At 48.2% G+C, this 15,000-nt stretch carries 18 protein-coding genes; 17 read left to right on the forward strand and 1 reads right to left on the reverse strand.

What is annotated here, in order from left to right; all coding sequences use genetic code 11:
- The first annotated feature begins 18 nt into the window (after positions 1 to 18).
- From DW817_RS01210 to DW817_RS01285, 14 genes are all read left to right on the forward strand, one after another.
- Positions 19 to 207 (forward strand): hypothetical protein, encoded by a 189-nt coding sequence (locus DW817_RS01210; RefSeq protein ID WP_120110483.1) that lies wholly within the window; start codon positions 19 to 21, stop codon positions 205 to 207.
- 342 nt (positions 208 to 549) lie between these two features.
- On the forward strand, positions 550 to 1,122 hold the full coding sequence (locus DW817_RS01215) for an RNA polymerase sigma factor (RefSeq protein ID WP_120110486.1): 573 nt from the start codon (positions 550 to 552) through the stop codon (positions 1,120 to 1,122).
- A 260-nt stretch (positions 1,123 to 1,382) separates the two neighbouring features.
- Positions 1,383 to 1,703 carry an rRNA biogenesis protein rrp5 gene (locus tag DW817_RS01225; RefSeq protein ID WP_120110493.1) on the forward strand — a complete coding sequence of 107 codons (321 nt, stop codon included), beginning with the start codon at positions 1,383 to 1,385 and terminating at the stop codon, positions 1,701 to 1,703.
- Positions 1,693 to 2,820: a DUF2800 domain-containing protein gene (locus DW817_RS01230; RefSeq protein WP_120110497.1), complete on the forward strand. Its 1,128-nt coding sequence runs from the start codon at positions 1,693 to 1,695 to the stop codon at positions 2,818 to 2,820. The genes DW817_RS01225 and DW817_RS01230 overlap by 11 nt, the downstream gene beginning before the upstream one ends.
- A 13-nt stretch (positions 2,821 to 2,833) precedes the next feature.
- Positions 2,834 to 3,400: a DUF2815 family protein gene (locus DW817_RS01235; protein ID WP_120110501.1), complete on the forward strand. Its 567-nt coding sequence runs from the start codon at positions 2,834 to 2,836 to the stop codon at positions 3,398 to 3,400.
- 12 nt (positions 3,401 to 3,412) lie between these two features.
- Positions 3,413 to 3,610 carry a hypothetical protein gene (locus DW817_RS01240; protein WP_120110505.1) on the forward strand — a complete coding sequence of 66 codons (198 nt, stop codon included), beginning with the start codon at positions 3,413 to 3,415 and terminating at the stop codon, positions 3,608 to 3,610.
- A gap of 53 nt (positions 3,611 to 3,663) precedes the next feature.
- Positions 3,664 to 5,646, forward strand: a complete 1,983-nt coding sequence (locus tag DW817_RS01245) for a DNA polymerase (RefSeq protein ID WP_120110508.1) — start codon at positions 3,664 to 3,666, stop codon at positions 5,644 to 5,646.
- Positions 5,647 to 5,723: 77 nt separating this feature from the next.
- A complete protein-coding gene (locus DW817_RS01250; RefSeq protein ID WP_120110511.1) occupies positions 5,724 to 5,942 on the forward strand; it encodes a hypothetical protein in 219 nt (72 codons plus the stop codon).
- Entirely contained in the window at positions 5,923 to 6,318 is a 396-nt protein-coding gene (locus DW817_RS01255) for a DUF4406 domain-containing protein (protein WP_120110516.1), read from the forward strand. Before DW817_RS01250 ends, DW817_RS01255 begins: the two co-directional genes overlap by 20 nt.
- Entirely contained in the window at positions 6,319 to 8,565 is a 2,247-nt protein-coding gene (locus tag DW817_RS01260) for a phage/plasmid primase, P4 family (protein WP_120110518.1), read from the forward strand.
- Between the two features lie 137 nt (positions 8,566 to 8,702).
- Positions 8,703 to 9,017 (forward strand): VRR-NUC domain-containing protein, encoded by a 315-nt coding sequence (locus DW817_RS01265; protein ID WP_120110522.1) that lies wholly within the window; start codon positions 8,703 to 8,705, stop codon positions 9,015 to 9,017.
- The gene (locus DW817_RS01270; RefSeq protein ID WP_120110674.1) at positions 9,007 to 10,356 is read left to right on the forward strand and encodes a DEAD/DEAH box helicase; all 1,350 of its coding nucleotides are present in this window, start codon (positions 9,007 to 9,009) and stop codon (positions 10,354 to 10,356) included. Before DW817_RS01265 ends, DW817_RS01270 begins: the two co-directional genes overlap by 11 nt.
- The gene (locus tag DW817_RS01275; RefSeq protein ID WP_120110525.1) at positions 10,353 to 10,775 is read left to right on the forward strand and encodes a DUF1492 domain-containing protein; all 423 of its coding nucleotides are present in this window, start codon (positions 10,353 to 10,355) and stop codon (positions 10,773 to 10,775) included. Before DW817_RS01270 ends, DW817_RS01275 begins: the two co-directional genes overlap by 4 nt.
- Positions 10,776 to 11,100: 325 nt before the next feature.
- Complete coding sequence (locus DW817_RS01285) at positions 11,101 to 11,460, forward strand: HNH endonuclease (RefSeq protein ID WP_120110677.1); 360 nt, start codon at positions 11,101 to 11,103, stop codon at positions 11,458 to 11,460.
- Positions 11,461 to 11,486: 26 nt separating this feature from the next.
- Here the strand turns inward: DW817_RS01285 and DW817_RS01290 are convergent, their stop codons facing one another.
- On the reverse strand, positions 11,487 to 11,846 hold the full coding sequence (locus DW817_RS01290; RefSeq protein WP_120110532.1) for a hypothetical protein: 360 nt from the start codon (positions 11,844 to 11,846) through the stop codon (positions 11,487 to 11,489).
- 231 nt (positions 11,847 to 12,077) lie between these two features.
- Here DW817_RS01290 and DW817_RS10580 point away from each other — a divergent pair, with 231 nt between their 5' ends.
- Genes DW817_RS10580 through dcm form a run of 3 tightly spaced genes read left to right on the forward strand, consistent with a single transcriptional unit; the run spans position 12,078 to position 14,968 of the window.
- Positions 12,078 to 12,266 (forward strand): hypothetical protein, encoded by a 189-nt coding sequence (locus DW817_RS10580; RefSeq protein ID WP_120110536.1) that lies wholly within the window; start codon positions 12,078 to 12,080, stop codon positions 12,264 to 12,266.
- Positions 12,253 to 13,497: a site-specific DNA-methyltransferase gene (locus DW817_RS01300; RefSeq protein ID WP_207802092.1), complete on the forward strand. Its 1,245-nt coding sequence runs from the start codon at positions 12,253 to 12,255 to the stop codon at positions 13,495 to 13,497. The genes DW817_RS10580 and DW817_RS01300 overlap by 14 nt, the downstream gene beginning before the upstream one ends.
- Positions 13,487 to 14,968 (forward strand): DNA (cytosine-5-)-methyltransferase, encoded by a 1,482-nt coding sequence (dcm, locus tag DW817_RS01305; RefSeq protein ID WP_120110540.1) that lies wholly within the window; start codon positions 13,487 to 13,489, stop codon positions 14,966 to 14,968. Before DW817_RS01300 ends, dcm begins: the two co-directional genes overlap by 11 nt.
- Positions 14,969 to 15,000 lie beyond the last annotated feature (32 nt).

Below are 15,000 nucleotides of genomic sequence, written 5' to 3' on the forward strand. Positions count from 1 at the left end.
AAAGGAGGAATGTACAGGATGAGCACTTTTAGGAAGCATATTCGAGATCTTCATGACGGCACAAGTGATGGAGCACGAGTTTTCGATGCTGTCATCGAGGATGGTGTGGTGTATTTGGAAATCAAAATCGGCAGAGGTGAGTATAAGCGCATCTTGTGGACGGATGTTACGTATCAAGTGGATGCAGCTGTAGAAACAGCAGGGTAAAGCTTAAATAAAAAATAAAGTAAAACATATAGAAGTCACCAAACAGTCTGATATAAAGTGCGGAACTGTAAAAAGGGGCTATCTATAACAACCGAAAGGTGTTATAGGTAGCCCCTTTTTTTTTGAGTATTTTTCTTTTAAAAATTTACCAACATAAATTTAAATCTGGCCTAAAGTTCACTTCCGGACGCGGAAGTGCCCAGAGCTGAAGGCCGGAATAGTTAATTACCGTCAGCCTACTGGGATGGTTGACCATGGAAGCGGAGATGCATCTTATGGTCAATTGTGACAGGCTGCCTGTGTGGATCTTCGCTTCGCAGTTAGCGAAGGAGAAGATCGCACATGGCCAATCTACAGAAAAGCAAAGACAAAAAGTATTATATTCCTCTCGAAATTACGGAGGGAACCATTATTACAAAGGAGTTTGAAAATGCACCAAGGGTGTGGTCGAAAATCGGAAACAAAATGGTCAGGTCGATCCTTGTGCCGGCAACAGAAGAACAGTATAAGGCCTATATGCGTCCTGAATGGCGAGAGGATAAAAGGCAGCAAAGACTTGCTGAGAGCCGTCGCAAACGTGAAGAATCCCTTCAAAACGGAACTTTGGATAAATCGATTAAGTCCTGGGACACTGCTGTTTCATATGAGCAGCTGAGTGAGATGGATTTTATGTTTGAAGAGACCCAGACGCAGCTCACCTTAGAGGAGCTGGTTGAGAAGAAAGAACTACTTGAAACCTTGAAAGGGGAACTTGCAAAGCTAGAAGAAATCGATCGAATCATCCTCCTGCTCTTTTCCAAGGGAGATAGTGAAGCTGCGATTGGTGCAAAGGTTGGTTTGTCTCAAAAGGGTGTCAATAAAAGAAAGCAGCGCCTCTTTCAAAAGCTCCGGGAACAGCTCAAGGACTTTCGCTGAGACATCCAGCTGCAAATTTTTTAGAACTGGGGGTACTTAATCATCATGGCCTTGTCCTGATACCTTTGAAGGGCAGAAGAAATAAACCCTGGAAAGGCGGGTGAGGAAGATGGAGATAGTATCGCTGAAATCTTATCAAGAGGAAACCCTTGATAAGGAGCTGGTGGCCATTCTGATGGAAATCAGCCGGACAGCTGCGAGTGTGGCAAGAAATGTCGTGAGGTTACGAATTCAGAGTAAATCAAAGGGAGGCAATCAAAATGAACGATGTGTTGCTGAAAGATGCCATTGTGGAAATAAGGACATGCGGAGAATTTTTAGTTAAATACGCCGCAACTCTTGAGGAAGAACTCAAAAAAGCGAATCATCCGGAACCGGTGGCTGAAACAGTAAAAGTCGAGGAACCAGCTCTTACCCTTGAGATGGTACGAAAGGTTGCCGCCGATAAATCTCGCTCTGGTTTTACGAAAGAGGTGCGGAGCCTTATTCAAAAGTATGGTGCCAACAAACTGTCTGACGTAAACGCTGAATCCTACGTTCCCTTTATGAAGGAACTGGAGGAATTTGGAAATGGCAAGTAAACACGCAATTTTATCAGCCTCTTCGAGCCACCGGTGGATTGCCTGTCCGCCATCAGCTTTGGAATGCGCCAAGCTGCCTGATGCATCAAGCAAGTTTGCAAAGCAGGGCACGGATGCTCATAGACTTTCTGAGTATAAGCTGAAAAAGTCGTTAGGGGAGAAGGTTCACAACCCTCAAAAACGGTTAGCCTACTTTGATGAGGAAATGGACGAATCCAGTAATGACTATGCTCAGTTTGTGATGGAAAAACTCGCTGCGGCAAAAGAACGGTGCAAGGATCCTATGGTCATGGTGGAGCAGCATCTGGATTTTTCCAGATGGGTTCCAGAGGGGTTCGGTACCGGAGATTGCCTGATAGTCGCGGATGATACCCTAGTCATCATTGACTATAAATACGGGCTTGGTGTTCTTGTAGAGGCTGAAAAGAATCCGCAGATGATGTGTTATGCTCTTGGCGCCCTGGAACTTTTCGACGGTATTTACGATATTAAGAACGTCGAGATGACCATTTTCCAGCCGCGGAGAGACAATGTCAGCACTTACGTGATTTCCAAGAATGACCTTCTTTCCTGGGCTGAAGAAGTGCTTCGACCTGCAGCAGAACTTGCTGCCAAAGGAGAAGGCGAATACCGAGCCGGTGATCACTGCAGGTTCTGCAAAATCAAGGCAACCTGCAGAAAACGGGCTGAATATAATCTTGAAATGGCAAAGTATGATTTTGCTATGCCTTCAAAGCTCGAAGATGGGGAAGTTGAAGTCATCCTGGAAAAGGTTGATGAAATGGTGGCATGGGCAAACGATGTCAAAGAGTATGCTCTGCAGCAGGCCCTCTCGGGAAAACAATGGGATGGCTGGAAAGTGGTAGAAGGACGAGCCAATCGCCGGTACATCAACGAAGAGGCTGTTGCCGCGAAGGTCGAAGCCGCTGGCTTCAATCCATACGAAAAGAAACTCCTGGGAATCACGGCGATGACCAAACAACTTGGCAAGAACCGTTTCGAGGAATTGCTGAATGAACTGATTGAAAAACCACAAGGAAAGCCGGTTCTTGTACCGGAATCCGATAAACGGCCTGCAATGCATACAGCGGCAGACGATTTCAAAAGTGAGATTTGAGGAGGAAATTATTATGTCTAAAGGTTATGTAAATCCCTGTAAAGTCATCACTGGTACCAGCACTCGTTGGTCTTATGCCAACATATGGGAACCCAAAAGCATCAATGGCAGCACGCCCAAATATTCCGTCAGCCTTATCATTCCAAAGTCTGACGTACAGACCGTCAAGAAAATCCAAGCAGCGATTAAGGCCGCCTACGAGGAAGGGCAGGGAAAGCTGAAAGGAAACAGCCGTTCCGTTCCGTCCCTTGACGCAATCAAAACTCCGCTTCGTGATGGCGATCTGGAACGCCCCGGTGATGATGCATATAAAGACTGCTTCTTCATCAACGCCAATTCCACCACAAAGCCCGGTATTGTCGATGCGGACTGCCAGCAAATCATGGAACGCTCCGAAGTCTACAGCGGGGTATATGGCCGGGCTTCCATCAACTTCTACGCCTTCAACTCGAACGGAAATAAGGGCATTGCCTGCGGCCTCAACAATCTGCAGAAAATCCGTGATGGCGAACCTCTCGGCGGGAGAATGCGCGCTGAGGATGAATTTTCCACCGTGGAAGAGGATGACTTTCTGGCTTAAGGAGGAACAAGGATGCTTGGAGAATTTTTTGTGGCAGTCCTTTGCGTTGTAGGCGCTATTTCGCTGACCACCTTCCTTGCCAAAATTGTGAGCGGCATCATGGAAAAACGGTATACGAGGCAGCGCAAACGGGAAGCTGACATGGAAATCTTGAAAAACAAGGTGGATTATGTGATTTCTCTTTGTGAACGGATCAATAACGGTAAATAATTCCAGGGCGGCAGGAGTTTCCTGCCGCCTATTTGTCTAGGGAGGCGAACGTCGTGAAAACCCTGTCAATTGACATTGAAACATACAGCAGCGTCAATCTGGGGAAAAGTGGTGTCTACAGGTATGCAGAATCGGAGGATTTTGAAATTCTTTTGTTTTCTTACTCGGCAGATCACGGCCCCATCCAGGTTATAGATATGGCCTGCGGGGAAGAGATGCCGGAGAATGTGAGACGAGCTTTGACAGATGACAGCGTGGAAAAATGGGCCTTCAATGCCCAGTTTGAACGCGTCTGTCTGTCTGCCTGGTTCAGACGCAACCACCCGGAAGAAGTGAAGGAGCTAAACAAAAAAGATAAAAGCCTGCGGGGATTTCTGAACCCCAAGGCGTGGAAGTGCTCTCGCATTTGGGCGGCTTATATGGGAATGCCCCTTTCCCTTGAAGATGTGGGTGCGCTGCTTAAGCTCGAAAACCAGAAGATGGCAGAAGGGAAAGAATTGATTCGCTATTTTTGCGGGCCTTGTAAGCCCACGAAAACCAACGAGGGAAGAACCCGAAACCTTCCTACCCACGATATGACGAAGTGGCGACTTTTTAAAAGCTACAACAAACGAGATGTAGAGGTGGAAATGGCTATCCAGGAAAAGCTGCGTAATTTTCCCGTGCCTGATCATCTGTGGGATGAATACCACATGGATCAAGAAATCAATGACCGCGGGATTGCTGTTGATGCGCTTCTTGTTAAAGAGGCGATTTCCATCGATGACAGATCGAGGGTGAAACTCATGGATGAACTGCAGAAGGCAACCGGACTGGAAAACCCGAATTCCGTGCAGCAAATGCTGCGCTGGCTAAATGAACACGGCCTTCCTATGGAGTCGCTTGGAAAAGCGCAGGTCGAGGAAGTCCTGAAGGTGGCAAAGGATCCCTTGCGTGAAGTGCTTCTCTTAAGGCAGAAACTTGCAAAATCATCCGTGAAAAAATATCAGGCCATGGAACTTACTTCTTGCCAGGATCACAGGGCAAGGGGCATGTTTCAGTTCTACGGAGCGAACCGGACGGGACGATTTGCAGGGCGCCATATTCAGCTGCAGAACCTTCCGCAGAACCATCTGGGCGACCTTGAGGAGGCAAGAGCCCTGGTGCGGCAGGGAAACTATGAAGCACTTGAACTTCTCTATGATTCCATCCCGGATGTATTGTCCCAGCTTATCCGCACTGCCTTTATTCCTAGAAAGGGAATGAAATTCATCGTTTCAGACTTCTCTGCCATTGAAGCACGTGTACTTTCCTGGCTCTCTGGAGAGACTTGGCGTTCTGAGGTATTTGCAAAAAACGGGGATATCTATTGCGCTTCTGCAAGCTCAATGTTTGGTGTTCCAGTGGTAAAGCATGGCGTAAATGGGCATCTTCGCCAGAAAGGGAAAATCGCGGAACTGGCTCTTGGCTATGGCGGTTCTGTTGGCGCCCTTAAAGCCATGGGTGCCCTTGAAATGGGGCTTGATAAAAATGAACTGCAGCCCCTTGTTGATTCATGGCGAAGCGCCAATCCGAATATTGTCTCCTTTTGGTGGGATGTGGACCGGGCAATCAAACAGACCGTAAAGAGCCATGTCTCCATGGAAGTGAAGGGAATCCGCTTTGCTTGCAAAAGCGGGATGCTCTTTATCAGGCTTCCCAGCGGACGAAACCTCTCGTATGTGAAACCAAGAATTGGCGAGAACCAGTTTGGTGGGGAGTCTGTTACTTATGAGGGCATTGGACCTACAAAAAAGTGGGAACGACTGGAAAGTTATGGCCCTAAGTTCGTGGAAAATATTGTCCAGGCTATCAGCCGGGATATCCTTTGTTTCTCGATGCTGAACCTTGAAGATCAACTCATTGTTGGACACGTTCATGATGAACTGATTATCGAATGCGACCCGAAAGTAAAGGTGGAATCCATCTGCCAGAAAATGGGCCAAACGCCACTGTGGGCATCCGGACTTTTGCTGCGTGCCGACGGGTATGAGTGCAGCTTTTATAAAAAAGATTGAGCGGGAAGTTCTTATTTTCCTGCGGCTTGTCCTGTTACTTTTAGAAACAAACCCTAAAATTTTGTAGGAGGCGCTATATGTTTTACGCAAAAGAATCTGTTGGAAACCACATGAAGGTCTTGGTTGATATTACAAAAATGAACGTATTTTGCCGCTGCCCGATCTGTGGAACTGAAATCCCCGTCAATCTCGAGGAAATCCTGAACGATGGAAACGCCCTCGAAGATACGCTTATCGTATGTGATGAATGCGCAAAAGAAATCATGGAGGGAAAGCATGGAGAACTTGAAGCGTAATGCGGAACACTATCCGGATCCAACCGCTTACAAGGCCCTCAGGAATTTAATTGGTGTGAAATTTTCTTTTATGCCCCTCGTCTATGTCTGCTCACCTTATGCGGGTGATGTGGATGAAAATCTTGAACGGGCAAAAAGATACAGCCGGTATGTTTTGGATAAGGGGTTTATTCCAATAACCCCTCATCTGTTTTTACCTCAGTTCATGGATGATAAAACGGAACGAAATCTCGCTATTTTTATAGACTTGGTACTCCTTTCAAAGTGTGCAGAGGTCTGGGTATTTGGAGAACAGATTTCTGAAGGAATGGAAATTGAAATATCCTATGCCAATCGCAAAGGAAAAATCGTGCGTTACATAAAGGAGGTGCAATGAATGGAGTTTACCTTGTTTACGGCCCCTTGTGCGGGGAAGGAATCTAACTGCAGGTACCCTACAAAGCAGCTGATTGATTCTTCGGAAGCGCTCGGAAAAGCGGTTCGATTTGACCATGTGTGCGCTTCCTTTCTAAACCAATATCGAAGTAAAGAGAACTTCCAAAAATCTGATGTCATTGTAATGGATTGCGATAATTCCCATACGGAAAATCCAAAGGGATGGATTGCACCGGAGAAGCTGCCTTCCATTTTCCCAGGAGTGTCCATGGCCATTGCCACATCAAGGAACCATATGAAAGTAAAGGACGGGAAAGCGGCCCGCCCTCGTTTCCATGTATATTTTCCTATTGAACCGATTGTTTCGGAGGTAGCCTACACCGCCCTCAAGCATTCCGTGTTCGACCAGTACCCGTTCTTTGATGGGTCTGCGCTTGATGCAGCACGGTTCATATACGGGACGGTAGAATCCACGGTAACGTGGGTCGATGGGACAATCGATATCCTTGATTTATTGGCCGCCCGAAGCGGCCCCAGCCACAGCATTCCCCAAGGGAAAAGAAACAATACAATGAGCCGCTTTGCCGGACGCGTCATCAAACGCTACGGGGCCTCAGAGAAGGCGTTCCAGATTTTCTTTGAAGAATCCAAGAAATGCGATCCGCCTCTTGAAGAAAAGGAACTGATGCGAATCTGGCACAGCGCTGAACGGTTTGGTGAAAAGATTTCCAAGCAGGAAGGGTATGTCGATCCAGAAAAGTATAACAGGGAGTTTGGCACTGGAGAATCCCTGAAACCAGAGGATTACTCAGATATTGGACAAGCAAAAATCCTTGCAAGGGAATACCGAAATGAACTGCGCTATACCGATAACACGGACTTCATCCGGTTTAACGGGATCTACTGGGAAGAATCTAAACAGGCGGCTGTCGGGGCGGCAGAAGAATTCCTCGATTTGCAGCTTGCCGATGCCCTGGATCAATTGGCAGAAGCAAAGAAAGCCCTCGTCGAATCTGGCGTTCCCACTGCTGCCTTCGAGAAGGGCGGAAAGACACTGGAAAAGCTCATCGAGGAGAACCAAAGAAAGGATTTCAGTCGGTACCAGGTCTGCGAGGCATATAAGGCTTTTGTCATGAAACGGCGGGATATGAGATATATCATTTCGGCGCTTCAGGCGCTGAAACCGATGATCCATATGCGGGTCAACGAACTGGACCGGAGTGAGTTTCTGCTCAATACGCCTTCAGCCACCTATGACCTTCGAAAGGGAATCAGCGGAGGAAAGGCCCACGACCCCGAGGACTTTATTACGAAATGCACGACTGTTGATCCAGGTGAACTGGGAAGGGAAATCTGGGACAAGGCCCTTCGTGAATTCTTCTGCCAGGACGAAAGCCTCATCCGGTATGCGCAGCAGATATGTGGCCTGGTGGCTATTGGAAAAGTTTTCGTCGAGGCACTTGTCATTGCCTATGGGGATGGCCGAAACGGGAAATCCACCTACTGGAACGCAATTGCAAGGGTCATGGGAAGCTACTGCGGAGGAATCTCTGCCGATGCGCTTACGGCTGGGTGCAAACGAAACGTTCGCCCAGAGATGGCGGAGCTCAAGGGAAAACGAATGGTTATCGCAGCTGAAATGGAAGAGGGGGTGCGCCTTTCGACATCAATCCTAAAGCAGCTATGCTCCACAGATGAAGTGAGCGGCGAAAAGAAATATAAGGACCCCTTCAAATTCACACCCACGCACACGCTTATTTTATATACGAACCACCTTCCAAGGGTTGGCGCCAGCGATGAAGGCACGTGGCGACGGCTCATCATCATTCCATTCAATGCCCAATTCGAGGAGAAAACGGAAGTCAAGAACTACACGGAGTATCTCGTGGAAAAAGCAGGCCCTGCCATTTTGGCCTGGATCATCGAAGGTGCGCGGCAGGTCATCAAGAACGCGTTCCATCTTGATGCTCCGGAGTGTGTCACTGAGGCCATCCAAAAATATCGCGGACAGAATGACTGGCTGCGGCATTTTCTTGATGACTGCTGCGATGTCGCTCCTTCCTTCAGTGAAAAGTCTGGTGCTCTTTACACGGCCTACCGCTCGTACTGTCAGCAGATGAATGAATACACAAGAAGCACAACAGATTTCTATGCTGCACTGGAAAACGCGGGCTTTCAAAGAAGACGAAATAAAAATGGCCGAATGGTTTACGGACTTATGGTAAAAACCACTGATTTTCTTGAGTAAAAAAGAAAGGGTGTCAGTCGGTGCTAGTCTATTCTATAATTCTCCTTTAGGACAGATTTTTATAAAAAATCACTATAGAGAGAATTATGGAAACGAGTGACATAGACTGACACCTCAGCAAAAAGAGGTGTTTGATTGTGCGAGAAAAAGAGATAGAACATTTTCTGGTGATAGAAACCCGGAAACGTGGCGGTGTGGCTTTGAAGTTTGTTTCCCCTTCGTTTTGTGGAATGCCGGACAGGTTGGTTTTATTGGGGGATGGGAAGTCGGGCTTTGTGGAAGTAAAGGCGCCGGGGGAAAAGCCGAGACTGTTGCAGTTAAAGCGTCATGCCATGCTTCGGGCTTTGGGCTACCAGGTATTCATCCTTGATGGGAAAAACCAGGTGGAGAGTATCCTTGAACAAATCGCCACCGGACCCGAAGGGAAAGGCGCAGATCATGATGAAATTTAAGCCCCATGCCTATCAACAGTACGCCATCGAATATATCAAGGAGCATCCGGTTACGGCGCTGCTTCTTGACATGGGCCTGGGCAAAACGGTAACGACGCTTACGGCCATCAAGGATTTGATGTTCGATTCTTTTGAAGTCGAAAGGGTATTAGTCGTGGCCCCACTTCGAGTAGCAAGGGATACCTGGCCCGATGAGCTTCGAAAGTGGGAGCACCTGAAATGCATGACTTGTTCCGTGATTGTTGGAACCTTGGTAGAAAGGAAAAAGGCCCTGATGAAACAAGCCGATATCTACATCGTGAACCGCGAGAACCTTGCCTGGCTCTTTAAGAACAGCAAAATGAAATTTGACATGGTTGTCCTGGATGAGCTTTCCTCTTTCAAGAACCACCAATCCCAGCGATTCAAGGCAATGAAGGCCATGAGGCCTTACGTGAAGAGAATCGTAGGTCTTACAGGAACGCCCAGCGGGAACGGGCTGATGGATCTTTGGGCCGAGTTTCGTTTACTCGATATGGGAAAGCGGCTGGGAACCTTCATCGGGCAGTACAGGACTCAGTACTTTCGACCTGATAAATTTAACGGCCCTGTGGTTTATTCCTATAAACTTCTGCCTGGCGCAGCGGAAGCAATCTACCAGAAGATTTCTGATATAACGGTGAGCATGAAGGCTACGGACTTTTTGAAGATGCCGGAAAAGATAAGCGTGAAAAAAGAAGTTGTCTTAGCAGATCCTGAACGAAAGCGCTATAATGACTTCAAGAAAAATCTTGTCCTTGACCTTGAAAAAGGAGAGGTGACGGCAGCAAACGCAGCGTCGCTTACCATGAAGCTGCTGCAGATGGCAAACGGAGCCATCTACACGGATGATCAAAATACCGCGGTCATCCATGAAAGAAAACTGGATGCCCTGGAAGACCTGGTAGAAAGCGCAAACGGGCAGCCTGTTTTGGTGGCCTACTGGTTCAAGCACGATAAGGAGCGGATTCATCAAAGGATGCCGGCAAGGGAACTGAAGACGCAAGAGGACTTCCGGGAATGGAACGAGGGACGGATTCCCATCGCCCTTATCCATCCAGCATCCGCAGGCCATGGCCTCAATCTGCAGGCTGGCGGCAGCATCCTTATTTGGTTTGGACTGACCTGGAGCCTGGAACTTTACCAGCAGACGGTGGCAAGGTTATGGCGCCAGGGGCAGAAGAGCCGTACCGTGGTCGTTGAACATATCGTGACCAAAGGCACCATCGATGAACGGATCCTGAAGGTCTTGGAGCATAAGGACGGATCCCAAGCGGCTTTAATTGACGCCGTGAAGGCAGATTTGGGGGTTGGAACATGAATGTAAAAGAATATCTGGAGCAAGGGCTCTATCTAGATAAAGAAATCAACAGCCAGCTTCTTGAAGTCACGAACCTGAGAAGCCTGGCACAAAGCCTCTCTTCAACCGGTTTTGAAGAACACCATAATCCTAACCGACCCACCGAGGCATCCTTCACAAAGATCCTTGAAAAGGTCTGGGAGCGGGAAGAACACATCAATTCCCAGATTGACCACTTGGTTGACCTGAAACAGGAAATCAGCAAGACCATCGATAAGGTTGAGGATTCAAAGGAACGTCTGGTACTGCGTTACCGCTACATCCACTTCCTTAAATGGGATCGGGTCGCAGCGATGGTAGGAATCAGCAGGAGGCAGGTCTTTGTGGTTCACAAGGAGGCCCTCCTGAGCGTTGAAAAAATTCTTGGAACCGTGCACTAAATTGCACCCTTTGGTACTTTAACTTCACCATGGAAAAGTGATATGATGGTCACAGTGAATTAGAAATAAAAAAGCCTTGTGGCACAACGTAGTTGTGTGTCGCAGGGCTTTTCTTTTACCTGAAGGAAAGGCGTGAGAGAATGGGAAGTTATGCATTCATAAAACTATTGGGCAGATACCGTGACGTTCTTTCGCGGCAGCAGCTTAGGACGTTTAAGGGACAGGCTCTGTCTGGAAATGCAGCCGCTGCATTGAAGGGCCTTGAAAGGGTGCTAAAAAGACACGGCACCCGTATCCCTGAAGGATACGCAAAGGGGTGAAGGAAGTGCCGCAAAGACCTAAAACGCCGTGCAAACATCCGGGCTGTCCGAACCTTGCTCCTTATGGCGAAATGTACTGCGCTGAACACGCAAGGCTTCATAGCTCTGACCGCAAGAACGCTTCACGCCGCGGCTATGGATGGCGGTGGCAGAAGGCAAGCCGCCTGTTTCTTAAAGCCCATCCGTTTTGCGTGCGCTGCAAGGAAAAGGGACGGCTTGTAAAAGCGACGGTTGTTGACCACATCATACCTCATCGCGGAGATCCTGATTTGTTTTGGGACGACAAAAATTGGCAGCCCCTTTGCAAGAACTGCCATGACCACAAGACGATGACAGAAGATCGGAATGTCGAATACAGATATTAATCGTTTTTAGAAGAACTATTGTACAACTAGCGAAGCAGGAGAAGGAACCAGTCCGTGTTGTCCGGAATTGACTCGTTCAAGGGCTCAGAGCTCCAGTGCGTCAAGTATCTCCATTTTGAGAACAGGGCAGACCCTAGGGCCTCCCAGTTGTAAATGTTGCTGACAAAATCTGCAAGCGGCTTGCCGGGATGGGCTGTTTCCTCCTGCTTCAGACGTTCTTCAAATTTTTGGCCGCGGTCCATTTCAAAACCAAGCAGCTTACATTCCTCACCAAACCATAATTCAAAATCATGAAGAAAGAAGTTGGAGGCCTGTAACTTGTTGCATTGAAAACGGCTCATCCAGATTTCAGCAAACAAGTGGATGGCTTTTCGACTGGCTAGCATGGAGATCCCCTTCTTTATTTTTTCTTAGTTTATCATGGCAAGCGGTTATGGACAAGAAGGCGGGGGGGGGATGTAAATCTCTGCCACTCCTAAAACCCTGACCGCCGCCCCCTCAAACGTGAAAAAACGCGAAATTCCATAGGGGGGATATTTGAAGGACGAAAATATAATAGCGAAAGCTCCAGGTTCTGGCCCGGAGCTTTTTTTGATGCTCGAAAGGGGTTTGATTACATGAATGAGTGCCAGAGAAAGCAGATTAAAACAATGCGAAAGCAGGGCATTGGATATAAGGTCATTGCCAAGAAACTAAAGCTGTCAAGAGACAGCATTCGAAATTACTGCAAACGGCAGCACCTGAATGGGTACGGGACCGTCCTTGCAGCCATTTTTGGAAAGGAAAACACACATGAAGAAAAGTGAGATGCAGTGGAAAGACCTCCCCATAGATCAGCTGAAACCCGCTACATACAATCCGCGAAAAAAGCTCAAGCCGGGAGATAAGGAATACGAAAAAATCAAGAACTCCATCAAGGAGTTTGGTTACGTGGAACCCATCATTGTGAACTATGACATGACCGTCATTGGCGGGCATCAGCGACTGACCGTTCTCAAGGATCTGGGCTATGAAACGGTTCAATGCGTCCAGGTTCACATCGAGGACGAGCATAAAGTAAAGGCTCTCAATGTAGCCCTCAATAAAATCACTGGAGCTTGGGATGAACAGCTCTTGGCAGACCTTTTGGTTGACCTGAAAAGTGTCGACTTCAACGTAGACCTTACCGGTTTTGAAGCGCCGGAAGTGGAGCAGCTCTTTTCCAAAGTCCACAGCAAGGACGTCAAGGAAGATGACTTTGACGTGGAAGAAGAACTGCAGAAACCCACCTTCTCCAAAACCGGGGATATTTGGCATTTGGGTGAACATCGAGTGATTTGCGGTGACGCGACGCTCCCGGAAACCTACCACAGGCTGATGGACGGGAAGAAAGCAAACCTTGTCCTTACAGATCCTCCCTACAATGTGAACGTGGAGGAGACTGCCGGGAAAATCAAAAATGACAATATGCCGGACGATAAGTTCTACCAGTTCCTTTTCTGTGCTTTCGTGAACATGGAGCAGAACATGGAAAGCGATGCTTCCATTTACGTTTTTCATGCCGATACGCAGGGGTATAACTTCAGAAAGGCTTTCAAGGACGCAGGATTTTATTTATCCGGGTGCTGCATCTGGAAAAAGAACGCGCTGGTCCTCGGACGCAGCCCTTATCAATGGCAGCATGAACCGTGCCTTTTTGGCTGGAAGCTGGGCGGCAGGCATCAGTGGTATTCCGACAGGAAGCAGACCACAATCTGGGAATACGACAGACCAAAATCCAGCAAGGATCATCCCACCATGAAGCCCATTGCGCTCATGGCCTATCCAATCAGAAATTCTTCCATGTCCCATTGTATCGTCCTCGATCCCTTTCTTGGTTCCGGATCCACCCTGATGGCCTGTGTGGAAACAGACCGTATCTGCTATGGGATAGAGCTTGATGAGAAGTTTGTTGATGTCATTGTTCGGAGATACGTAAAGGAAAAAGGCCCTGATGGGGTATTTGTAGAACGGGACGAAAAACGGATGCAGTACAGTGAGGCTGTCAATGAAACGTAATCTTACTTTGGGGAGCCTCTTTTCAGGCAGCGGGGGATTTGAACTAGCTGGAACACTGGCGGGAATAACGCCCGTCTGGAATTCGGAAATAGAGCCTTTCCCAATCCGAGTGACACATAAGCGATTCCCGAACACGCGGCATTACGGGAATGTGAAGAACATCAGCGGAAAAACGCTGGAACCCGTAGACATCATCACCTTCGGAAGCCCCTGCCAGAACCTGTCCATGGCAGGAAATAGACAGGGACTTGAAGGCAAGGAAAGCGGCCTGTTTCGGGAGGCCATCAGAATCATACGAGAAATGAGGGAGAAAACAGATGGAAGTTACCCAAGATTTGCTGTGTGGGAAAACGTCTGCGGAGCCCTATCGTGCAGCGAAGGAAGAGACTTCCAGGCTGTGTTACAGGCGTTCCTTGACGCAGCAGGAATTGAAGTTCATGTGCCTATGCCTGAGAAATGGGAAAAATCAGGAGCCATTATCCTGGACGAAGGAGATTCCTTTTCTCTTGCGTGGAGAACCCTTGACGCCCAATTTTGGGGAGTCGCCCAACGCCGTCGAAGAATCTTCCTTGTCGCGGATTTTGCAGGACAAGGTGCCCTGCAAATATTATCTGAGCCGGAAAGCCTGTCTTGGAATCCTGAGACGAGCCGAGGCACGAGGGAAGGAACTTCCTGGATTGCTGCGGGAGGCCCTGATAAGACAGGCACAATTTGCCTGAATGACCAAGGCGGTAAAAACATGAGCGTGACAGATGACCATACGGCAACGCTGCGTGCCGAGGCTCATCATCCACCCGTTGTTCTCACCCAAGTCTTTGAGAATCATGGTAAGGACGCAAGATATAACGGCCCGCTGAAACAATGTTCGACACTGACTAAATATATGGGAACCGGTGGGAACAATGTCCCGCTTGTTGCCACCTATGATGTGCGGCTTTCCAGTTTAGGAACCAATAAGGCAAGTGCCAGAGGAACAATCAAGGAAGCCCAGACGAGCCGAACGATTGACTGTGCCGGAAACAACCCAAATGGGCAGCAGGGCGGGATTGCAATAGTTTACTGCGCAAGCAAATCGGATTATTTCACCCGGGCCTCAAAAAATATTGCCGGAGCTCTTCCTGCAACGGATTACAAGGTTCCGCCAATCATCAATGAAGGGATTGGATACGTCCGCCGGCTCACACCTCTGGAATGCTGCAGGCTCCAGGGCTTCCCAGACACTTGGTGCGACGGAATTGTTGATTGCAATCCATCGGAAGAGGAGATGGAGTTCTGGCGAGTCGTATTCCGTGATTATGCAAGCGCTATGGGGGGCAAGGTGAAATCAGACCGACAAATTCAGACATGGCTTTCAAAGCCACCAGCTGATAGCGCCATTTATCGGATGTGGGGAAACGGAGTTGCCCTGCCCTGCGTTTATTTTGTTCTCTCTGGAATTGCTGATTATATTAGGCGCAGCTGTAAAAAATGACTTGCTATATTCAGGGCTTAGAGTGATATATG

Source organism: Acidaminococcus sp. AM33-14BH (assembly GCF_003603525.1).
GTDB lineage: Bacteria > Bacillota > Negativicutes > Acidaminococcales > Acidaminococcaceae > Acidaminococcus > Acidaminococcus intestini.